The sequence below is a fragment of the Rothia sp. 27098_8_27 genome, from assembly GCF_041432805.1.
GTDB lineage: Bacteria > Actinomycetota > Actinomycetes > Actinomycetales > Micrococcaceae > Rothia > Rothia mucilaginosa.
Genome location: NZ_JAPWAJ010000001.1, coordinates 904,730 through 926,106, shown reverse-complemented (window position 1 = coordinate 926,106; position 21,377 = coordinate 904,730). Strand labels below are relative to the sequence as shown.

The following is a 21,377-nucleotide window of genomic DNA, read 5'->3' as shown; positions in this document are numbered from 1 at the left end:
GATGGCAGAAGCTATCAAGATTCACGATCTGCGCCCGGCACCGGGTGCCCACAAGGCAAAGACCCGCGTTGGCCGCGGTGAAGGCTCCAAGGGTAAGACCGCAGGTCGCGGTACCAAGGGTACCAAGGCACGTTACCAGGTTCGTGCAGGCTTCGAAGGCGGCCAGCTGCCGCTGCACATGCGCCTGCCGAAGCTGCGCGGCTTCAAGAACCCCTTCCGCACCGAGTACCAGGTTGTTAACCTGGACCGCATCCAGGAACTGTTCCCCAACGGTGGCGACGTCACCGTCGAGGCACTGGTTGCTAAGGGTGCCGTTCGCAAGAACGAGCTCGTGAAGGTTCTGGGCAACGGCGAAATCTCCGTCAAGGTGAACGTTGTTGTCGACAAGGCATCGGCTTCCGCTATCGAGAAGATCGAGGCCGCTGGCGGTTCTGTAACCGTTAAGTAGTCTTCAAGACGAGAAAGCCCCCGTCCGTACACTGTACGGCGGGGGCTTTTTGCTGCTCGAAAAGAGGCACAACGAGCTTATATTCCTATATACGTATATTTGAACGCTTGGTGCGCACCACATTTAATGTTCAAAAATCACGCTAAGAGAATATAAAAGCTACATAATCTGCTAGGGAGTTATCGTTACCCGCTCCAAACACGATAGACTGGAAGATGTGTTTACTGCGCCCTAAAACTCTTTGAGAGGGATGGGCGCCCCATAGACTTACAGGAGGACATGTGCTGAGCGCATTCGGGCGAGTCGTTAAGACCGCCGATTTGCGGCGTAAGCTGCTGTTTACCCTGGCAATGATTGTGCTGTACCGCGTGGGCACTTTCATCCCCGCGCCAGGCGTTTCCTACGGAAATGTACAGCAGTGTCTGAACGCCAATGTTACGAGCGGTGGCGTCTACGATATCGTCAACCTCTTCAGCGGTGGCGCACTGCTGCAGCTTTCGATCTTTGCCCTCGGCGTGATGCCGTACATTACCGCGTCCATTATCATCCAGCTGCTGCGCGTGGTCATTCCGCGATTCCAGGAGCTGCACGATGAAGGCGCGCAGGGTCAGGCAAAGCTCACCCAGTACACCCGCTACCTGACCATCGCTCTTGCTCTGCTGAACGCAACCACCATCGTCTCGATGGCACGCTCCGGCGTTCTGCTGGGCAACTGCCCCGGCATCATCCCCCAGGACGACGTCCTGCACATCCTGCTGATTATCGTCACCCTGTGTGCGGGTACCACCGTCATCATGTGGATGGGTGAGCAGATTACCGAGCGTGGCGTCGGCAATGGCATGTCCCTGCTGATCTTCACCTCCATCGCTTCTTCCTTCCCGAGCGCTCTGGGCTCCATCCAGCGCACCCACGGTTGGGGTATCTTCGCAGCTGTCTGCGGCATCGGCCTGCTGGTCATGCTCGCTGTGGTCTACGTGGAGCAGTCTGTTCGCCGTATCCCCGTGCAGTACGCAAAGCGCATGATTGGTCGACGCACCATTGGTGGCACCAGTACCTACATTCCGTTGAAGGTCAACATGGCAGGCGTGATCCCCCTGATTTTCGCCTCCTCCCTGCTGACCCTGCCCGGTCTGATCGCCCAGTTCAACACCCCCACCGACGGCTCCACTCCGCCGGACTGGGTTAACTGGATCAACGCATACCTGGTGCGCGGCGATCACCCGCTGTACATTGCTCTCTACTTCTTTATGATTATTGGCTTCGCGTATTTCTACGTGGCGGTCACCTTCGACCCGGTAGAAGTAGCGGACAATATGAAGAAGTACGGTGGCTTCATCCCCGGTATCCGTGCCGGTAAGCCCACCGAGCGTTACCTCAGCTACGTACTCAACCGAATTACGTTGCCTGGCGCACTTTACCTGGGTGTAATTTCCATGATTCCCCTGGTAGCGCTTATCCTATTCAACGCAAACCAGAATTTCCCGTTCGGTGGCGCCTCGCTGCTGATCGTGGTGGGTGTTGGTCTTGATACTCTCAAGCAGATCAACGCTCAGCTCCAACAACGAAACTACGAAGGACTGCTCCGATGAACCGTCTGCTCATCGTCGGCCCTCCCGGTGCAGGTAAGGGCACCCAGGCCGTCAAGATCGCTGAAGCGCTGAAGATTCCCGCGATTTCCACCGGTGATATCTTCCGTAAGAACATCAAGGAAGAGACCGAGCTGGGCAAGGAAGCGAAGTCGTACATCGACTCCGGCAACCTGGTTCCAGACTCCGTCACCAACAACATGGTGCGCGCACGCCTGGAGGAGGGCGACGTCGTCAACGGCTTCCTGCTCGACGGCTACCCCCGTAACACCTCCCAGGTGCACGAGCTGGATTCCATCCTCGAAGCCAAGGGCGAGAAGATTGACCGCGTTCTCCTGCTGGTTGCAGACAACGACGAACTCGTCGAGCGTCTGCTCAACCGCGCAGCAGAGCAGGGTCGCACCGATGACAACGAAGAGGTCATCCGTCACCGCCTGAAGGTCTACGAGGAAGAGACTGCACCGCTGATCGCAATCTACCGCGAACGCGGCATCGTCAAGGAAGTTAACGGCCTCGGCGAGATTGCTGAAGTCACCGAGCGCATCCTCGACGCTCTGAAGTAATCTTCTGCTGTACCCCCGCAATTTGAGGTGCATGATGCATCACAAAGACTTGCGGGGGTACAGTGCTGTCTGTAGAGTTCTAAGCTTGGGCGTACCGCCCCACATACCTAAGGAGTCAGAATGGCACGAGTCGAAATCAAAACCAATGCACAGCTTCAGCAGATGGCTCGTGCAGGCGTCATTACCAGCCGTGCACTCGATGCTGCAGTGGCGGCAGCGCGCCCCGGCGTAACCACCGCAGAGGTGAACGCCGCCTTTGAACGCACCATGCTGGAGTTGGGTGGCACCTCCAATTTCTACGGCTACTACGACTACCCTGCGACCGTATGCACCTCCGTCAACCACGAGGTTGTTCACGGCATCCCCGGCGACTACGTGCTCAAGGAGGGCGATATTCTCTCCATCGACGGTGGCGCATACGTCATCGACCCCGCTACCAACCGCCAGTGGCACGGTGACTCGGCACGTACTGTGCTGGTTGGTGACAACGTAAGCGAAGCCCGCGCAGAGCTCTCCGCCGTCACCCGCGAAGCGATGTGGCACGGCATTGCCGCTCTGGCAACCGCAAAGAAGGTCGGCGAAATTGGTCTTGCCATCGAAGCGTACGTGACCGAAGAATACGGCGATAAGTACGGCATCATTGAAGACTACGTGGGCCACGGTATCGGTTCCCAGATGCACATGGCGCCGGACGTACTGAACTACGCAGTACGTGACATGGGCCCGAAGATCAAGCCCGGCATGGCTTTCGCTATCGAACCGATGCTCGTCACCGGTTCTATCGAGACCAAGGTACTCTCTGATGACTGGACCGTTGTGACCGTTGACGGCTCCGATGCGTGCCAGTGGGAGCACTCCGTTGCTGTGCACAGCGAAGGCATCTGGGTTCTGACCGCAGAAGACGGCGGCGCAAGCGAACTTGCTCGCTTCGGCGTAACCCCGGTTCCGATTCCCGCCTAAGTCCCACCACTGGGGGAGGGGAACCCACCTTTAGCTGCCCCACCTCCACCCGAAGAAACCGGCGAATCCGGTCCGGTGCGTGATAGCGCATCCGAAAGCATCCACATCATAAGGAAGAAGCTCCATGAGCGAAACTCTCAACAGCGGCGAGGCATCCGCGCCCGCTGCGACCAAGGTGCCGGTTGAAATCTCGAACGTTCGCCCCGCCCCCGGCCAGATTGCCCTGAAAGCACCGCGCCGTGCGAAGCCGCCCAAACACATCGCTGACTTCGACATGGCTGGTCGCCGCGAATTTCTGAAGGAACTGGGCTACCAGTCGTTCCGTGCGTCGCAGCTGTCAAAGCACTATTTTGAGCGTCTGGTCACTGATCCCGCCGAGATGACTGACCTGCCGGCTAAGGACCGCGAGCAGATGGTTGCACAGGCGATGCCTCAGCTGCTGACCCCGGTCCGTACCCTCGAAGCTGACGGTGGTGATACCCTGAAGGTTGTGCACCGCCTCTTTGACGGTGCGCTCATTGAGTCCGTCATCATGCGCTATGACAACCGCGTGACCATGTGCATTTCTTCGCAGGCTGGCTGCGGTATGAACTGCCCCTTCTGTGCAACCGGTCAGCAGGGTTTGACCCGTAATCTCTCTACTGCAGAAATTGTGGAGCAGGTCGTAGCTGGTGCCCGCTACCTGAAGCAGATGAAGGGCCTGGAAGAAGCAGAAGGTGGCTCTGAGGATACTCGTCCGCTGCGTGTTTCCAACATTGTCTTCATGGGTATGGGCGAGGCGCTCGCTAACTACAAGGCAACCATGGGTGCTGTGCACCGTCTGATTGATCCTTCCCCCGAGGGCCTGGGTATTTCTGCTCGTGGCCTGACCATGTCAACCGTGGGCCTGGTGCCGGGTATTCGCAAGTTTGAGATGGAGAAGCTGCCCATTACTTTGGCTCTGTCTCTGCACGCTCCGGATGATGAACTGCGTGATGAACTGATTCCGATTAACCAGCGTTGGAAGGTTGATGAGACCCTGGACGCTGCGTACGACTACTACCGTACGACCGGCCGTCGCGTCTCCATCGAGTATGCGCTGATTCGCGATATTAACGATCAGGGCTGGCGTGCGGATCTGCTCGGTAAGAAGCTGGCGCAGCGCGGCCGTGGTTGGGTGCACGTGAACCCGATTCCGCTGAACCCGACCCCGGGTTCGAAGTGGACGGCATCCCGTAAGGGCGTTGAACAGAACTTTGTGGAGCGTCTGCGTGCTCACGGTATTCCGACGACTATTCGTGATACTCGCGGTTCCGATATTGATGGAGCATGCGGTCAGCTTGCCGCTAAGGAAGACTAAGCGGCTGAGCTTTGGTCGATAAACGGTGCCCCTTTCCTGCGGAAGGAAGTCCTTAAGACTTCCTGGAGCGCGGGGGAGGGGCTTCTTCCTTTTAAACCTTAAGTGCCTGATGTCATAAAAATCACGGTTGTTTTTCCACGGTCTTTGCCGTAGAGTTAACAGTTGGTTGTTTGTGCCAGTGTTAAGTGCGCCTTAAAACGCCCTAGCGCCTCACCGAGGTGAGCTCACAAACAGAAGATACATTTGCCCGCCGCACCTGCGACGGGCACCGACGTTAGCGGAGGATATGGCTAAGAAAGACGGCGTCATCGAGATTGAAGGCTCTGTGGTTGAAGCTCTGCCCAACGCGATGTTCCGTGTTGAGCTGGATAACGGCCACAAGGTTCTCGCGCACATCTCGGGCAAGATGCGTCAGCACTACATTCGCATCCTGCCTGAGGACCGAGTAGTAGTGGAACTGAGCCCCTACGACCTTTCCCGAGGTCGTATCGTCTACCGTTACAAGTAAACCCGAGATAAACGTCGCCCCTGGCGGCGTTTAAATCGTGTTCAAAGGGATAACGCAGTTCCCCAACGTAAGTGAGGGAACCTCTTATCTCGCCAGTAATCAAGTTGCAATCAAAAGGAATGCGATGAAGGTCAAGCCGAGCGTTAAGCCGATCTGCGATAAGTGCAAGGTGATCCGCCGTCACGGTGTGGTCATGGTGATCTGCGAAAACCCGCGCCACAAGCAGCGCCAGGGCTAATCCCTAGCAGCTGACTTCATAGCCGCCCTGTAAGAGGGCGGAATTGTCATAGGCACCGCTCCGAAGCAACGCCAACGAGGCGCCTTCGGATACCTCCGGACTCAGAGGCCGGGGACCGGGTCAGAACAACCCGGGCAGTGATGCTATAGACCTCTGGAAAACAACAAGGAGAAGCCAGTATGGCACGTCTCGCTGGAGTTGATATTCCCCGCGAAAAGCGCGTGGAAGTTGCTCTCACTTACATCTACGGCGTGGGCAAGACCCGTGCACACGAAACCCTCGCTGCTACCGGCGTCAACCCTGACACCCGCGTCAAGGACCTGACCGACCAGGAGCTCGTGGCACTTCGTGACTTCATCGAAGGCAACTACAAGGTTGAAGGTGATCTTCGCCGCGAGGTTGCAGCTGACATCCGCCGTAAGGTTGAAATCGGTTCCTACCAGGGCCTGCGCCACCGCCGCGGCCTGCCGGTTCACGGTCAGCGCACCAAGACTAACGCACGTACCCGCAAGGGCCCGAAGCGTACCGTCGCAGGTAAGAAGAAGTAAGCAACGTTGCTCTGTTGGATATCTCTATCCGACCAACGTATTAGAAAACCTTTGTAGGAGAATCAAAAATGCCTCCCAAGACTCGCGCTGCGGCAGCTCGTAAGACCAACCGCCGCAAGGTTAGCAAGAACATCGTTGCTGGTCAGGCTCACATCAAGTCGACCTTCAACAACACCATCGTCTCCATCACCGATCCCACCGGTGCAGTGATCTCCTGGTCCTCCGCTGGCGACATGGGCTTCAAGGGCTCCCGTAAGTCCACCCCCTACGCCGCACAGCTGGCTGCTGAGGCTGCTGCAAACCGCGCCAAGGAGCACGGCGTCCGCAAGGTTGACGTGTTCGTCAAGGGCCCCGGTTCCGGTCGCGAAACCGCGATCCGCTCCCTGCAGGCTGCAGGCCTCGAGGTCGGTTCGATCCAGGACGTTACCCCCGTTGCACACAACGGTTGCCGTCCCCCGAAGCGCCGCCGCGTCTAATTAGGTCCCTGACCTAATCCCTCGACGGGTACACTCCACGGAGCTGTACCCGGAGAGTACAGACACCCGTCTGCTTCCTAAGATATGTTTTCCCCAACCTGTGGGCTCATATAGCGGAGCTCACCGAAAGGAAACAAAGTGCTTATTGCACAGCGCCCCACTCTGACTGAAGAGGTCGTAGCGCCCAACCGCTCGCGCTTCACCATCGAGCCTCTGGAGCCCGGTTTCGGCTACACCATGGGTAACTCCCTCCGCCGTACTCTGCTGTCCTCCATCCCCGGCGCCGCTGTTACCAGCGTCCGCATTGATGGCGTACTGCACGAGTTCAGCACCGTTCCCGGCGTGACCGAGGACGTCACTGAGATCATCTTGAACATCAAGAAGCTCTCCATCTCTTCTGAGAACGACGAGCCCGTCGTGGCCTACCTGCGCAAGCAGGGCGAAGGTGAACTGACCGCAGGCGACATCGAGGTTCCCGCTGGCGTGGAGATCCACAACCCGGAACTGCACCTGGCAACCCTGAACGCCTCGGCAAACTTCAACGCTGAGCTGGTTATCGAGCGCGGTCGCGGCTACGTGACTGCAGCTCAGAACAAGGTCGGCGATGGCGAGATTGGCCGTATCCCGGTTGACTCCATCTACTCCCCGGTTCTGAAGGTTACCTTCAGCGTGAACGCGACCCGTGTTGAGCAGCGCACCGACTTCGACAGCCTGACCCTGGACGTCGAAACCAAGGAAGCCATCGCACCGCGTGACGCCGTTGCTTCTGCAGGCAGCACCCTGGTCGAGCTCTTCGGCCTGGCACGTGAGCTGAACATTGCAGCTGAGGGTATCGAAGTTGGCCCGTCGCCCGCCGACGAGTCCATGGCCGCTGATTTGGCACTGCCGATCGAGGACCTGAACATGTCCGTCCGCTCCTACAACTGCCTCAAGCGCGAGGGCATCCACACCGTGGGTGAGCTCGTGACCCGCAGTGAAGCTGACCTGATGGACATCCGTAACTTCGGTGCTAAGTCCATTGACGAGGTCAAGGCAAAGCTCATCGAGCTCGGCCTGGCTTTGAAGGACTCCCCTCCCGGTTTCGAGCCTGCTGCACGCCCGCTTGATGACGAAGACGGTTCCGGCGAATAATTTCGACCGAATAGTTCACCCGGTTCCACCGGGATCAGTCAAACTTGATTCCCTAAGAGGCTCCGCTGCTGGGGCGTTAGGGAACGCAACTATGGAGATTTAACTATGCCTACTCCCACTAAGGGTCCCCGCCTCGGCGGTTCCCCGACCCACGAGCGCCACATGCTCAACAACCTGTCGGCGCAGCTGTTCCAGCACAAGCGCATCACCACCACCCTGACCAAGGCAAAGCGCCTGCGTCCGGTGGCAGAGCGCTTCATCACCTTCGGTAAGAAGGGCGACCTGGCTGCTCGCCGTCGCGTGCTGCGTTCCATCACCGACAAGTCCGTCGTGCACGAGCTCTTCACCGTTATTGCTCCGGCAATGGCAGAGCGCCCCGGTGGTTACACCCGCATCATCAAGATCGGTAACCGTAAGGGTGACAACGCTCCCATGGCAGTCATCGAGCTCGTCATGGAGCCCGTTGCAACCAAGGGTGCAGTTGCTGAGGCAACCAAGGTTGCTGAGAAGGCAGCTGAGGCTCCCAAGGCTGAAGCAGCTGAGGGCCTGCCGGCAGGTTCCCACGCACCCCTGGAGTCCGGCGAGGCTCCCGAGGGCTTCGAGGTTAAGGGTAACGCCGATTCCATGAAGTACCACGTGCCCGGTTCCCGCTGGTACTCCAGCACCAAGGCTGAAATCTGGTTCGACTCCGCTGAGTCGGCAGAGGCTGCAGGTTACGCCCCCGCAGGTGGCGCAGCAGCACAGAAGGTTTCCGAGTAATACGGATCCCAGCTGATTTAGGCTAAGCCTAAAATATGTCAATCCGCCGTCCACTGCTGTGGGCGGCGGATTGGTGTATCTGCATACTTAACAAGGAGACGGTTCTTTGCGTATTCGCTAATACAAGAGCCGATCCGTATTCTTCAACCGTCCTTTACCGCTGAAAGGCACACCAATGCATAACGCTACTGCTTTAGAGAACCGTGAAGAACAGCCCTTCACTGCTACGCACCGCGTGCGCATTGATTGTGCCTACGACGGTTCTCTTTTTAGCGGGTGGGCTGCCCAACCGAACCTGGTTACCGTGCAGGGGGTCATTGAGAATGCCCTTGAACTGATTTTGCGGGCGCCTCACCGCGTGGTGGTCGCGGGTCGAACTGATGCCGGTGTGCATGCGGAAGCCCAGACCCTGCATTGCGATCTGAACGATGAGGACTGGACTCGCCTGCAAGGTCGAACGGGGGAGGACGACCCGACGGCTGCCCTGGGCCGCCGCCTCACCGGTGCTCTTCAGCGCTGCCTCTACGATGCGGAAGAGCAGTTGAACTTGCCGAAGAACGTTCGCGGCATTCTGCAGGGCGCTATTCAGATTCACCGCGTCACTGGGGTTCCCTTCGATTTTGATGCGCGCTTCTCGGCTACCGGTCGCCGCTACGTATATCGCATTGCAGATGGCGCGGCGGACGGTCTTAATCCTCTGCACCGTACCTACACCTGGGCGGTACCTGAGCACCTGGATTGTGCTGATCTTAACCAGTCGGCGCAGCAGCTACTCGGCCTGCGTGATTTTCTCTCCTTCTGCAAGCCGCGTGAAGGCGCGACCACGATTCGTGAGCTGCGAGAGCTTAGCTTCACTCGTGCTGAAAGTGGCCTTATTGAGGTGCGTGTGGTGGCTGATGCCTTCTGTCATCACATGGTGCGTTCACTTGTGGGTGCGTTGGTGCTCTACGGCACGGGTAAACGTGACGCGGCCTGGTTGCGTGAGCGGATCGAGAACCCGGGACGCGAAGCTTCGCTGACTCTTGCGCCTCCGCATGCTCTGGCACTAGCTGAGATTTACTACCCTGCCCCGGAGTTGTATGGAGAGCAGGCGGAACGTGCTCGAGCAAAGCGAGAGGACCACGAAGCGCAGAGCGCTTAACGCCCTGTATATATTGAGCCCCGTCACGTTGCTCATGCGCCGTGAAGCGTCGCGGGGGAGCGCAACTACCCCGGGTGAATTACACGGATGGAATTTAAAATGTGTTTAAGACAAAAAAGCCCTATTTTTAAGGCTTTGGCGGTGGATTAAGCACTCGACGTCCTGTATAGTCTTGATATGTTGTGCGTGTTCTACCCGAGCGCGCTCTAAATCGCTGTCTAGTTGCAGGACGTTAAGGCGGTCTAGAGTACGGGCAGAACGGGCGGCAGCTCGGTCCTCACCCGGGTGTTCGTCATGCACGTAAGTAAAAGGCGCGATACCCAACTAAGCGCCGTATGTACATTTCGAGACAAAGGCCAATATTTTGCGCACTTATACTCCCAAGCCCGGCGAAGTCGAGCGCCAGTGGCACGTCATTGACGCCACCGACGTTGTTCTCGGCCGCCTCGCAAGCCAGACCGCTATCCTGCTGCGCGGTAAGCACAAGCCGACTTTTGCTCCCCACGTTGACACCGGTGACTTCGTTATCATCGTGAACGCTGAGAAGGTCGCCCTGACCGGTGCAAAGCTCGAGCAGAAGCGTGCATACCGCCACTCGGGTTACCCCGGCGGTCTGAAGTCCGTGAACTACGCAGAGCTGCTTGAGACCAACCCCGTTCGCGCGGTTGAGAAGGCTGTCAAGGGCATGCTGCCCAAGAACAAGCTTGCTGCACAGCAGCTCAAGAAGCTGAAGGTCTACGCTGGCCCCGAGCACCCGCACGCGGCACAGCAGCCCAAGACCTACGAATTCAACCAGGTCGCCCAGTAATTCGGGCCTACGAGAAACAATAGGAGAAATCGTGGCTCAGAACGAAGAGCTGATCGTAGTCGAGGAAGAGCTGACCAGCTACACCTCGGAGTCCGCTGCTCCCGCAGCGGCTAAGGCAGCACGCCCGGCCCTGACTGTTGCAGGCGCAGCAGTTGGTCGCCGCAAGGAAGCAGTGGCACGCGTTCGCGTTGTGCCCGGTTCCGGCAACTGGACCATCAACGGTCGTAGCCTGGAAGACTACTTCCCCAACAAGCTGCACCAGCAGGACGTCAACCAGCCTTTCAAGCTCCTGGAGCTTGAGGGCGCATACGACGTCATCGCACGCATCAACGGTGGTGGCCCCTCCGGTCAGGCAGGTGCTCTGCGCCTGGGTATCGCTCGTGCACTGAACGAGATCGACCGCGAAAACAACCGCCCCGCACTGAAGAAGGCTGGCTACCTGACCCGTGACGCACGCGTCATCGAGCGTAAGAAGGCTGGTCTTAAGAAGGCACGCAAGGCTTCGCAGTTCTCCAAGCGTTAATCGCTGGTTTTCACGAAGCGTTACGCCCCGCTTCTCCTTCGGGAGATTCGGGGCGTTTTGCGTATCTACTCACCGTGAGCGTTACAAGGTTATAGGGTGCATATAACTGTTACGTTTGTTCATCGAAGAGCACACCGGTAGAGTTAAAGAGTCAAAGCAGACAGGAAGAAAAGAGTACTCATGGCAGAGCAGAATCCCTCCACCCAGCCCGAAGAGAAGGCAGTGGAGGCTCCTCAGGCTGAAGCCCACCAGCACGCCGCTGAAGGCGCACACGCACACACCGGTTCTGAGAAGAAACAAGCCATCAAGGAAGCCCTGAAGCCCCAGGCACGCCGCACCTCCGTTGTCGAAGACTACTCGGCAGAGCTGGACGAAATGGCTTCCCTCACCCGCGCCCTCGGCAAGGACAAGAAGGACGACGAAACCTCGCAGGCATGGAAGAAGGGTTACCCCTACGACACCAAGCTCAGCCGTAAGGCATACGAGAAGGAAAAGCGCGCCCTGCAGATTGAGCTGCTGAAGCTGCAGCTCTGGGCTAAGTCCACCGGTCAGAAGATTCTGATTATCTTCGAAGGCCGTGACGCAGCAGGTAAGGGCGGCTCCATCAAGCGTTTCACCGAGCACCTGAACCCCCGTGGCGCTCGCGTTGTGGCACTGGAGAAGCCGACCGACATCGAGCAGACCCAGTGGTACTTCCAGCGCTACATCAAGCACCTGCCCTCCGGCGGCGAAATCGTCCTGATGGACCGCTCCTGGTACAACCGTGCCGGCGTTGAGCGCGTTATGGGCTACTGCACCCAGGCACAGTACTTCGAGTTCATGCGCGAAGTTCCGGACCTGGAGCGCATGCTGGTGAACTCCGGTATCCATATCATCAAGTTCTGGTTCTCCGTCACCCGCGAAGAGCAGCTCGCACGCTTCACCTCCCGCCGTACCGACCCGGTCCGCCAGTGGAAGCTTTCCCCCACCGACCTGGCATCTCTGGACAAGTGGGACGACTACACCGCGGCAAAGGAAGCAATGTTCTTCTACACCCACACCGGTGACGCCCCCTGGACCGTTATCAAGTCCAACGACAAGAAGCGCGCACGTCTGGAAGCAATGCGTTACGTGCTCTCCCAGTTCGACTACCCCTCCAAGGACGAGGCAGTCGTGGGCGAGCTCGACTCGCTGATCGTTCGCTCCGCATCACACGTCTTCGAGGACGAGTCCGGTGACTCCCCCGACGGCTTCCCCGTCGTCAAGTAAGCGTTGATAGATAGGGGAGAGCAACAACTCAACCCTACGGCGATAGAGCCGCCAAATAGCTTGCATTATGAAGGTGCCTGTCTCTCTTTTCCCAACCCCGGGAACGGAGAGCAGGCACCTTTGCGCGTCTGCAGAAATATTAGCTATGAAGCAGATATGTAGCCGCTGAAAATCATTTTCTGATTATGAAGAATTTACGGTGTATGCGCCTAAGCAGAGTTACGCACAACGTAAAATAAAAGGGTGACTGAACGACTTTTTGGAACCGACGGCGTACGCGGTCTGGCAAACGATGTAATTACTCCCGCCCTGGCTATGGAGCTCGCGCAGGCGGCTTCTATTGTTCTGGGCTTTGACACGGTAGAAGAGGGCGTACGCCCCCGTGCCGTGATTGCAAATGACTCCCGATCCTCTGCAGACTTTATTGTCTCTGCGATGAAGGCTGGCTTCGCTAGCGCAGGTGTTGACGTGCTGGATGCCGGCATTGTCCCCACCCCCGCAGCAGCTTACCTGGTGGCACACACCGGTGCTGACTTCGGCGTGATGATTTCTGCATCGCACAACCCTGCAGCGGACAACGGTATTAAGTTCCTGGCTCGTGGCGGCCAGAAGCTGGAAGACTCCGTTGAGGACGCTATTGAGCGCGTTTACCGCGAGAAGTCCTTCCGCTACCCGACCGGTGGCGCTGTGGGTACCGTCAAGCCCCTGGAGAACGGTACCGAGGCTTACGTGAAGCACCTGGTCTCCACCCTGCCCGATGGCAAGCCCCTCGCAGGCATGAAGATTGTTCTGGACTGTGCAAACGGTGCAGCCTACGCGGCGTCCCCGGCAACCTTCGAGGCACTGGGTGCAGAGGTCATCGCACTGGCTGTAGAGCCCAACGGCACCAACATCAACGACGGCGTGGGGTCCACCCACCCCGAGAAGCTGCAGGCAGCAGTCGTTGAGCACGGCGCGGACCTCGGCATCGCCCACGACGGCGACTCGGACCGTTGCCAGGCAGTTGACGAAAAGGGCAATCTGGTAGACGGTGACCAGATTATGGCTATCCTGGCTGTTGCCGCTAAGCGCGAAGGCAAGCTCGCAAAGGACACCCTCGTCGCAACCGTAATGAGCAGCCTGGGCCTGGAGCTGTACCTGCGCGAGCACGGCATTACCCTCGGCCGCACCGCTGTGGGCGACCGCTACGTCCTCGAGTCTATGCGCGAGCACGGCTACAACCTCGGTGGCGAGCAGTCCGGCCACGTTATCATGAGCGACTACGCAACCACCGGTGACGGCGTTCTGACCGGCATCCAGCTGGCTGCAGAGGTGGCACGTAGCGGTCAGACCCTCTCGGAGCTGGCATCCCGCATGCAGCCCACCCCGCAGCGCCTAATCAATGTCAAGGGCGTTGACCGTGCGGCGGTCAAGACCAACGAGGCGCTCGCTACCGCTGTGAGCGAGGCTGAAGGAGTACTGGGTGAGAGCGGCCGTGTGTTGCTGCGTGCATCCGGCACTGAGCCTCTGGTCCGCGTGATGGTTGAGGCTGCAACCCAGGAGCAGGCTGATGAGGTTGCTCAGCAGCTGGCTGACGTTGTGGCTAAGGAATTGGCACTCTAAACGTATTCTTCCGGTGTGAAGACCGCAGTGGAGGATAGAGAAGGGCTGGGAAGGTGTTACCTTCCCAGCCCTTCTTCGTTATCTTGGGTGGTCGTAGGGGATGTGGATACGGAAAACCCCCGTATCCACAGGGATACGGGGGTTCGAAAGTTAGTGTTAGAGAGCAGAGAAATTACTTCTTTGCCAGAGCGTCGCGGATCTCCTTCAGGAGGTCAAGCTCGGTCTCTTCCTTTTCAATAGCCTCGTCTTCAGCCTTCTTCTTAGCCAGCGCGAGTTCAGTCAGCTTCTGAGTGGGCACAACAACTGCGAAGTACACAGCAACTGCAATCAGGATGAAGTTGACAATAGCGGTCAGGAACACGCCAACCTTGATCTGGCCGAAGACCAGGAAGTTGTCGAAGTTGGGGGAGCCAACCAGCATGGAGATAGCCGGCATCAGGACGGCCTGGACAAGCGAGGTCACCACAGCGGTGAAGGCGGTACCCATAATCAGACCAACTGCGAGGTCGATGACGTTACCGCGGATTACAAAATCTTTAAAACCCTTAAGCATGAGATATAGAATAGCGCCTTTTCGCCTCAGAAAATGCCATATTCTGAGAAAATTTTCGTTGTAAAGCATGTGTTTTTCTTCACAGTGGTTCTGCGGTACCCAATACTTAAGGTCTAGGTCACATAAAGGTGAGTAAAAATCTCTGAAACCTGCGAAAAATCGCGGATTTACGCGGCGTGTACGCGAAAAAATATGCATCTACTGTGCCTATTTATTTCCGACACGGAAGCTAGAAATACGATGCACATCACCACTCGACGCACTTGGCAAAGCTGAAAGCTTAGCCCAGAGCCTAGCTCGCACTTGCATAATCGGGTGCCGCACCCGTGCCGATAAACTCCTCAAAAGTCTTCGCACCCGAAGACACATACTCCTGAGCAATCTGCACACCCACATAACGGTAATGCCACGGCTCAAAACGATAACCGGTCACCGACTGACGACCATCGGGGAAACGCAAAATATATCCGTAACGCGGAGCATTCTTCGCCAACCACTGACCAGCCAGCGTATCGCGGTAACACTCCTCCAGGCGGCAACCCTCAGGAGAAGCAAAATCAATCGCCAAACCCGTCTGATGCTCCGAATAGCCGGGACGAGCCGACAACTGATCCGCCACCTGCTGACCGTTCACCGAAACCCAATACTGATAGGTCTGCTGCTGCACCGCATACGAACGATACGCGCTAGAAACAAGCAGAGTCACGCCGTCGGTCGCCGCCGCATCAACCATCGTGTCCGCCGCCTTAGCGGCCTCAGCACGCAATTGATGACCGTAGAACTCCACCAGGTCACTCGGCTCCCAGTCCTGTTGCTCAAAGGGGCGCATCTTATTTACGAGGCAACGCAACGAGTCCGGCTGAGACTCAACACTAGGCTGAGCAAGCGCCAACGGGGACGAAGAAGCGCTCGCAGAAGCACCGGTAGCAGAAGCAACAGGGGAGGGCGCGGCAGAAGAGGTCGCCGCAGTGGAAGAGGCACTAGAAGAAGCCACTGAAGCCGTCGCAGACTCAGAAGCAGAAGCGCTCGCTGCAGAAGATGAAGAGGAGGCACCCTGACCCTGTGAACCACCCTGCGAACCACAAGCCACCAATAGTGCGGTACCGCCAACCCCCAAAGCGGCACCCAAGAGAGCGCGGCGGTTCACTGCAGAACTATTAACCGCAGAACTATTAAGAGACTCCTGAGCGGTAGACGTACGGTGCAGAGACTTCACAATAACTCCTCATCATGGCGTAGATGCAAACAAAAAGCGCCGGAAGCCTAAACCCACCCCGCGAGGGAGTGGAGCCTCCGGCGCCTTCTACTAGAATGCACCACAATACGGGCTAAAAGCCGCACACGAACACTAAAAACCTAAAGAACCTCTAGTTCTTACGCAGAAGAACCTGCTCCACGGTATGCTCGGCACCCTTCTGCAGAATCAAATGCGCACGAGCACGAGTCGGCAAAACATTCTGCACCAGATTAGGCTCATTCACGCTCTTCCAAATGCCGGTCGCTACCTCAACCGCCTGCTCATCGCTCAGCTCCGCATAACGCTTGAAATACGACTCCGGATTCGCAAAAGCCGAAGAACGCAGAGTCAAGAAACGATTCACATACCAGCGCTCAATATCCTCAGTGCGGGCATCCACATAAATAGAGAAATCAAAGAAATCGCTCAGCGTCAGATCGGAAGTCTCCGGACCCTCAGCCTGAGAAGGCGCCAAAACATTCAAACCCTCAAGAATCAGAACATCCGGTGCCGTGACCTCAATATGCTCATCCGGCATGATGTCGTAATACAGGTGCGAATACTTCGGCGCCACCACACGCTCGGCACCGGACTTCACCTGCGACACAAAATTCAACAGGGCGCGGCGATCATAAGACTCCGGGAAACCCTTGCGGTGCATAATGCCGCGACGCTGAAGCTCAGCATTCGGGTACAAGAAACCATCCGTAGTCACCAACTGAACCTTCGGAGTCGAAGGCCAGCGACTTAAAAGAGCCTGCAAAATACGCGCCGTCGTCGACTTACCCACAGCAACAGAACCCGCCACACCAATAATGAACGGGACGCGGCGCTGAGACACATGCAGAAAATCATTCGTCATATGGTTCAGCGAGGATGCGGCAGTTACATACAGATTAAGAAGGCGAGAAACCGGCAGATAAATACGCTGCACCTCTTCAAGGTCGACAGTTTCACCCAGGCCTCGAAGAGACTCAATTTCCTCAGCACTGAGGGGAACAGAAATCTCATCGGCTAGGTGCGACCAACGGGAACGGTCAAGATGCATGAAGCGGTCATCGCCAGAAAAATACGGTGCGGTGCTCATTTATCTAAGTGTACGAACTTTCAGCCCGCGGGGAAAATACCCACCCTCACGGTTTGTTCGAAGAAATAAATGTATGAGAAGAAAAGGACAAAACCCAATAAAGCTAGGAAAGCCACAATAAACGTGACGTATAACGGTATTTCACCGTGCGCATATCTGGATACTTGTGGGATAAACTTATAGCATGTGTGGAATCGTAGGATATGTAGGTCTGGACACTGCTCCGGACGGTAACAAGTTTGACCACAACGCATACGATGTGGTCCTCGAAGGTCTGCGCCGCCAGGAATACCGCGGCTATGACTCTGCTGGCGTGGCACTCGTGTGCCCCGACGGTATCGTATTCCGTAAGAAGGCAGGTAAGCTCCTGAACCTTGAAAACGAGGTCAAGGAACACCCCCTGCCGGACTCCCAGATTGGTATTGGTCACACCCGTTGGGCAACCCACGGTGGACCCACCGACAACAACGCTCACCCCCACGTTGTCGACAACGGCCGCCTCGCCGTCGTACACAACGGTATTATCGAAAACTTCGCAGAACTGCGTGCCGAACTACTCGCCGAAGGCGTAGAGTTCGCATCTCAGACCGACACCGAGGTAGCTGCAGCAACCATTGCAAGCATCTACAACAAGCTCGGCACCGGTGACCTCACCGAGGCAGTACGCGTCGCATCCAACCGCCTCGAAGGTGCATTCACCATCCTGGCTATCCACGCCGACCACCCGGACCGCGTTGTGGCAACCCGCCGCAACTCCCCGCTGGTCATCGGCCTGGGCGAGAACGAAAACTTCCTCGGCTCTGACGTCTCCGCGTTCATTGACTACACCAAGGAAGCCGTCGAAATGGGTCAGGACCAGATCGTGACCATCACCGGCACCGACTACTCCATCATCGACTTCGAAGGTAACCCCGCAGAGGGCAAGCCCTTCCACATCGAATGGGACGCAGCAGCAGCTGAAAAGGGCGGCTTCAACTCCTTCATGGAGAAGGAAATCCACGAGCAGCCCACCGCAGTTGAGCAGACCCTCATGGGCCGCCTCGACGAAAACGGCAACCTCACCCTCGACGAACTGAACATTGACGACTCGGTGCTGCGCACCATCGACAAGATCATCGTCGTCGCATGTGGTACCGCAGCATACGCAGGCCAGGTGGCACGCTACGCCATCGAGCACTGGTGCCGCATCCCCACCGAGGTTGAGCTCGCACATGAGTTCCGCTACCGCGACCCCATCGTGAACGAGAAGACCCTCATCGTGGCACTCTCGCAGTCCGGCGAAACCATGGACACCCTGATGGCAGTGCGCCACGCACGCGAACAGGGTGCAAAGGTTATCTCCATCTGCAACACCCACGGCTCGACCCTGCCCCGCGAATCCGACGCTGCCCTGTACACCCACGCAGGCCCCGAAATCGCAGTGGCATCCACCAAGGCATTCCTGGCACAGATCACCGCAGCATACCTGCTCGGCCTGTACCTGGCACAGCTGCGCGGCAACAAGTACAAGGACGAAATCGCTTCGATCCTCGCCGAGCTGCAGAACATGCCCGCAAAGATCCAGAAGGTCATCGACAACGACACCCAGGTCAAGGAACTGGGCGTCGAAATGAAGGATGCCTCCTCCGTGATCTTCCTCGGCCGCCACGTGGGCTTCCCCGTCGCAATGGAAGGCGCACTCAAGCTCAAGGAAATCACCTACATCCACGCTGAAGGCTTCGCAGCAGGCGAGCTCAAGCACGGCCCCATCGCACTGATCGATGAAGGCCAGCCGGTCATCGTAGTGGTTCCCTCCGCAAACGGTCGCGACTCCCTGCACGGCAAGGTCGTCTCCAACATCCAGGAAGTGCGCGCTCGCGGCGCCTTCACCATCGTCATCGCCGAGGAAGGCGACGAGGCCGTCAAGCCCTACGCAGACCGCCTCATCACCGTCCCGGCATGCCCCTCGCTGCTGCAGCCCCTGCTGGCAACTGTGCCCCTGCAGATCTTCGCATGCGCACTGGCAGAAGCTAAGGGCCTGGACGTTGACCAGCCGCGTAACCTCGCAAAGTCCGTGACCGTGGAGTAATTCTCTAGGGTAATCCTCTGGAGTAATCCTCGGAAATCGCCTCGGCGATAACGACAAGGGCGGTGGTTGAGTTCTTAGAGAACTCAACCACCGCCCTTGTCGTTTACTCAGGCGGTTATTCGTGGATGATCCAACAAAAATAGACGCTGTGAAACAGATATCAACTATGCGTCATATTTGCCGCTATCCCATCTAAAAGAAACGAATCTCGCTAGACTTAAAACAAGAGAAACCGCAAACAGGACGCGGCACCACCCCTAGCCCAGAAGGTGAAGCTCATGATCATGGGAATCGGCGTAGATACCGTCAACATCGAACGATTCGAACGAATCGTCACCGAAACACCAGCCTTCGTCCGCCGCGTCTTCACCCCCAACGAACGTACCCGGAATGTACGCTCCCAAGCCGTACGATTTGCCGCCAAAGAAGCCGTCGCAAAAGTACTCGGAGCACCCGCCGGACTCAACTGGCAAGACTGCGAAGTCGCCACCGCCGAAAGCGGCCAACCCTACCTCATCATTCAGGGCACCATCGCCCGCCGTGCTAAAGAACTCGGCATCAACCGCATCCACCTCTCGCTGACCCACGATGAACCCATCGCCATCGCCATCGCAACCGCCGAATACCTCAGCGATGCAGAACTGGCGCACCTGCAAAAGTTCAACCCCGAAAGCTACCGACTCAGCGTCATCGCCGGCGACGACACCGACGAAAACTAACGCCACCGACGATTAACGCAGAGCCACATCAACACCACACCCGGTGACCCCTAAGGCCCGCACGGTGCCACCCAAGGAGACAGCAATGAAGCTCATCTACACTGCTTCCCAGGTACGCGAAGCAGAAAAGCCCTACATCGAAGCCGCCGACTACGACGGCTACCTCATGCAACGCGCCGCAGACGCCGTCGCAGCCGAAGCACAGGACCTGCTCCGCGGCAAGGACAACGCCAAAATCCTGTTGCTCATCGGTCCGGGCAACAACGGCGCAGACACCATCTACGCCGGCGCCCGCCTTAGCGCCAAGGGTCACCGCGTTGATGCAGTCATCTTCGACTCCAGCGAAAAGAACCTCGAACTCATCGCCCGCGAAGGCGGCGAAGGCACCCGCGTGCTCGACCCCGAACACACCCACGAGCAGCTTGCCGGCTACGACCTGACCATCGACGGCATCCTGGGTACCGGCTCCAGCGGCGCCGTACGCGGTAGCGCCGGCGAATACCTGGGCGTACTCCGCGCCGCGCAGCTCGACGGTAAGCTCGGCGCAGTCCTCGCCGTCGACACCCCCTCCGGAGTCGACAACAACCGCGGAACCGTGCACGAACCCTCCCTGCGTGCCGACCGCACCGTCACCTTCATCGGTCACAAGCTGCCGGCAGGCACCAGCCACAGCGTCCACTCCGGAGACATCAAACTCTACGACCTGGGCGTGCCCGAAGCCCTCGACGCCCACAAGCCCGCCCTGCGTGTTCTCGACCGCGAAGACTACCGCGAACTCATCGAAATCCCCGACGAGCACTCCCACAAGTACACTCGCGGCGTACTCGGCATGCTCACTGGAAGCCTCGAATACCCCGGCGCAGCCCTCATGAGTGTGCGTGCTGCCCTCAACACCGGCGTTGGTATGGTTCGCTTCGGTGCCAACTCCCACGAGCTCCGCCAGCTCATGATCGCCCACAACCCCGAAACCGTCTACTTCAGCGGCGCACCCGCCCTGCAGAGGGTCACCGTCTGGGCCGGCGGATCCGGCTCCAGCTACGACTCGCTGGACAAGAACCGCTACCTGCTCCACTCGCCCGAACCCGCAATCCTCGACGCTGGTGCCTGCGACCTGGCGGCAGAATACATGGCAACCGGTAAGCACCTCGGATCCCACAAGATTCTCACCCCGCACGCGGCAGAACTCGAACGATTCCTGCGGGTCGTACACGAGCTCGCCCCCGAAACCTGGAAGAAGCACCTGGGCGAAGCCATCGTACCCAGCCGCAAGGACATTGACGCAGAGCCCTTCCGCTGGGTGCGTGCCGCCTCCGAACTCTCCGGCGCGACCGTCATGCTCAAGGGCGGTTACACGCTCATTGCGGCACCCAACGGCGCCACCTACAGCGTTGCCGGAGGAAGCCCCTGGCTCGCCACCGCAGGCAGCGGAGACACCCTCACCGGCATCTACGGCGCCCTGCTCGCCCAGACCGTAGCCGCCTTCGAAGCCCGCGGAGAAACCCTGGAAGACTGCACCTACGCCTCCATCGGTGCGCTCGCAGTCTACCTGCACGGTGAAGCCGCACGCGCCAGCGCCACCGGAAGCGTCAAGGACGCACTGCTGGGCCCCGCCCCGGCAACCCGCGTCGCGGAGATGCTCCCCGAAGTCATTGCGCGACTCATCGCCGAATAGGGCAGAGGCGCCCAGTACGCCGCCTCCAGCCTAACGCCCTCCAGAGATTCTAGAGCGTCTCTCAATGAACCAGGCAGAAGGCACAAAGGAAGGGGCGTGAATCCACCGGAAATGGATTCACGCCCCTTCTGTGCGTTTATATCAATGGATGATGCCAAGCTGC

Annotated in this window: 22 protein-coding genes; 19 read left to right on the top strand and 3 right to left on the bottom strand. The window is 58.1% G+C overall.

Annotated elements, in window-relative coordinates; genetic code table 11:
- Nucleotide 1: 1 nt before the first annotated feature.
- The 16 genes from rplO to glmM all read left to right on the top strand — a co-directional run bounded on the left by rplO (nucleotide 2) and on the right by glmM (nucleotide 13,878).
- Nucleotides 2-448: a 50S ribosomal protein L15 gene (gene rplO, locus O3675_RS03510; RefSeq protein ID WP_005505008.1), complete on the top strand. Its 447-nt coding sequence runs from the start codon at nucleotides 2-4 to the stop codon at nucleotides 446-448.
- Nucleotides 449-729: 281 nt separating this feature from the next.
- Nucleotides 730-2,037 (top strand): preprotein translocase subunit SecY, encoded by a 1,308-nt coding sequence (gene secY / locus O3675_RS03505; protein WP_005505014.1) that lies wholly within the window; start codon nucleotides 730-732, stop codon nucleotides 2,035-2,037.
- Complete coding sequence (locus tag O3675_RS03500; protein ID WP_049327567.1) at nucleotides 2,034-2,597, top strand: adenylate kinase; 564 nt, start codon at nucleotides 2,034-2,036, stop codon at nucleotides 2,595-2,597. Before secY ends, O3675_RS03500 begins: the two co-directional genes overlap by 4 nt.
- A 120-nt stretch (nucleotides 2,598-2,717) precedes the next feature.
- Nucleotides 2,718-3,557, top strand: coding sequence for a type I methionyl aminopeptidase (map, locus tag O3675_RS03495; protein ID WP_314389469.1), 840 nt, complete (start codon nucleotides 2,718-2,720; stop codon nucleotides 3,555-3,557).
- Between the two features lie 124 nt (nucleotides 3,558-3,681).
- Nucleotides 3,682-4,896 (top strand): 23S rRNA (adenine(2503)-C(2))-methyltransferase RlmN, encoded by a 1,215-nt coding sequence (gene rlmN / locus O3675_RS03490; RefSeq protein ID WP_060824432.1) that lies wholly within the window; start codon nucleotides 3,682-3,684, stop codon nucleotides 4,894-4,896.
- Nucleotides 4,897-5,182: 286 nt separating this feature from the next.
- Nucleotides 5,183-5,404 carry a translation initiation factor IF-1 gene (gene infA / locus O3675_RS03485; RefSeq protein ID WP_005505018.1) on the top strand — a complete coding sequence of 74 codons (222 nt, stop codon included), beginning with the start codon at nucleotides 5,183-5,185 and terminating at the stop codon, nucleotides 5,402-5,404.
- Nucleotides 5,405-5,528: 124 nt separating this feature from the next.
- Complete coding sequence (rpmJ, locus tag O3675_RS03480; RefSeq protein ID WP_004005257.1) at nucleotides 5,529-5,642, top strand: 50S ribosomal protein L36; 114 nt, start codon at nucleotides 5,529-5,531, stop codon at nucleotides 5,640-5,642.
- Nucleotides 5,643-5,821: 179 nt separating this feature from the next.
- Complete coding sequence (gene rpsM, locus O3675_RS03475; RefSeq protein WP_005505026.1) at nucleotides 5,822-6,190, top strand: 30S ribosomal protein S13; 369 nt, start codon at nucleotides 5,822-5,824, stop codon at nucleotides 6,188-6,190.
- A 68-nt stretch (nucleotides 6,191-6,258) separates the two neighbouring features.
- Nucleotides 6,259-6,666: a 30S ribosomal protein S11 gene (gene rpsK / locus O3675_RS03470; protein WP_005505028.1), complete on the top strand. Its 408-nt coding sequence runs from the start codon at nucleotides 6,259-6,261 to the stop codon at nucleotides 6,664-6,666.
- A 138-nt stretch (nucleotides 6,667-6,804) separates the two neighbouring features.
- The gene (locus O3675_RS03465) at nucleotides 6,805-7,797 is read left to right on the top strand and encodes a DNA-directed RNA polymerase subunit alpha (protein WP_005505031.1); all 993 of its coding nucleotides are present in this window, start codon (nucleotides 6,805-6,807) and stop codon (nucleotides 7,795-7,797) included.
- A 105-nt stretch (nucleotides 7,798-7,902) separates the two neighbouring features.
- On the top strand, nucleotides 7,903-8,556 hold the full coding sequence (gene rplQ, locus O3675_RS03460) for a 50S ribosomal protein L17 (RefSeq protein WP_005505032.1): 654 nt from the start codon (nucleotides 7,903-7,905) through the stop codon (nucleotides 8,554-8,556).
- Between the two features lie 175 nt (nucleotides 8,557-8,731).
- Nucleotides 8,732-9,697: a tRNA pseudouridine(38-40) synthase TruA gene (gene truA / locus O3675_RS03455; protein WP_070615115.1), complete on the top strand. Its 966-nt coding sequence runs from the start codon at nucleotides 8,732-8,734 to the stop codon at nucleotides 9,695-9,697.
- A 364-nt stretch (nucleotides 9,698-10,061) separates the two neighbouring features.
- The gene (gene rplM, locus O3675_RS03450; RefSeq protein WP_005505035.1) at nucleotides 10,062-10,505 is read left to right on the top strand and encodes a 50S ribosomal protein L13; all 444 of its coding nucleotides are present in this window, start codon (nucleotides 10,062-10,064) and stop codon (nucleotides 10,503-10,505) included.
- 31 nt (nucleotides 10,506-10,536) lie between these two features.
- Nucleotides 10,537-11,028 (top strand): 30S ribosomal protein S9, encoded by a 492-nt coding sequence (gene rpsI, locus O3675_RS03445; protein ID WP_070541455.1) that lies wholly within the window; start codon nucleotides 10,537-10,539, stop codon nucleotides 11,026-11,028.
- Nucleotides 11,029-11,208: 180 nt separating this feature from the next.
- Nucleotides 11,209-12,276 (top strand): polyphosphate kinase 2, encoded by a 1,068-nt coding sequence (ppk2, locus tag O3675_RS03440; protein ID WP_070541458.1) that lies wholly within the window; start codon nucleotides 11,209-11,211, stop codon nucleotides 12,274-12,276.
- Between the two features lie 243 nt (nucleotides 12,277-12,519).
- Nucleotides 12,520-13,878: a phosphoglucosamine mutase gene (glmM, locus tag O3675_RS03435; RefSeq protein ID WP_070506905.1), complete on the top strand. Its 1,359-nt coding sequence runs from the start codon at nucleotides 12,520-12,522 to the stop codon at nucleotides 13,876-13,878.
- Between the two features lie 172 nt (nucleotides 13,879-14,050).
- Here the strand turns inward: glmM and mscL are convergent, their stop codons facing one another.
- The 3 genes from mscL to coaA all read right to left on the bottom strand — a co-directional run bounded on the left by mscL (nucleotide 14,051) and on the right by coaA (nucleotide 16,755).
- Nucleotides 14,051-14,431 (bottom strand): large conductance mechanosensitive channel protein MscL, encoded by a 381-nt coding sequence (gene mscL, locus O3675_RS03430; protein WP_049331947.1) that lies wholly within the window; start codon nucleotides 14,429-14,431, stop codon nucleotides 14,051-14,053.
- A gap of 292 nt (nucleotides 14,432-14,723) precedes the next feature.
- The gene (locus tag O3675_RS03425; protein ID WP_005505040.1) at nucleotides 14,724-15,647 is read right to left on the bottom strand and encodes a M15 family metallopeptidase; all 924 of its coding nucleotides are present in this window, start codon (nucleotides 15,645-15,647) and stop codon (nucleotides 14,724-14,726) included.
- A gap of 151 nt (nucleotides 15,648-15,798) precedes the next feature.
- On the bottom strand, nucleotides 15,799-16,755 hold the full coding sequence (coaA, locus tag O3675_RS03420) for a type I pantothenate kinase (protein WP_005505041.1): 957 nt from the start codon (nucleotides 16,753-16,755) through the stop codon (nucleotides 15,799-15,801).
- A gap of 184 nt (nucleotides 16,756-16,939) precedes the next feature.
- On the opposite strand from coaA, the gene glmS reads away from it, so the two are divergent.
- From glmS to O3675_RS03405, 3 genes are all read left to right on the top strand, one after another.
- Nucleotides 16,940-18,823 carry a glutamine--fructose-6-phosphate transaminase (isomerizing) gene (gene glmS, locus O3675_RS03415; RefSeq protein WP_005505043.1) on the top strand — a complete coding sequence of 628 codons (1,884 nt, stop codon included), beginning with the start codon at nucleotides 16,940-16,942 and terminating at the stop codon, nucleotides 18,821-18,823.
- 278 nt (nucleotides 18,824-19,101) lie between these two features.
- On the top strand, nucleotides 19,102-19,542 hold the full coding sequence (locus O3675_RS03410) for a holo-ACP synthase (protein ID WP_044150219.1): 441 nt from the start codon (nucleotides 19,102-19,104) through the stop codon (nucleotides 19,540-19,542).
- 85 nt (nucleotides 19,543-19,627) lie between these two features.
- On the top strand, nucleotides 19,628-21,214 hold the full coding sequence (locus O3675_RS03405) for an NAD(P)H-hydrate dehydratase (RefSeq protein ID WP_314850380.1): 1,587 nt from the start codon (nucleotides 19,628-19,630) through the stop codon (nucleotides 21,212-21,214).
- The last annotated feature ends 163 nt before the right edge of the window (nucleotides 21,215-21,377 follow it).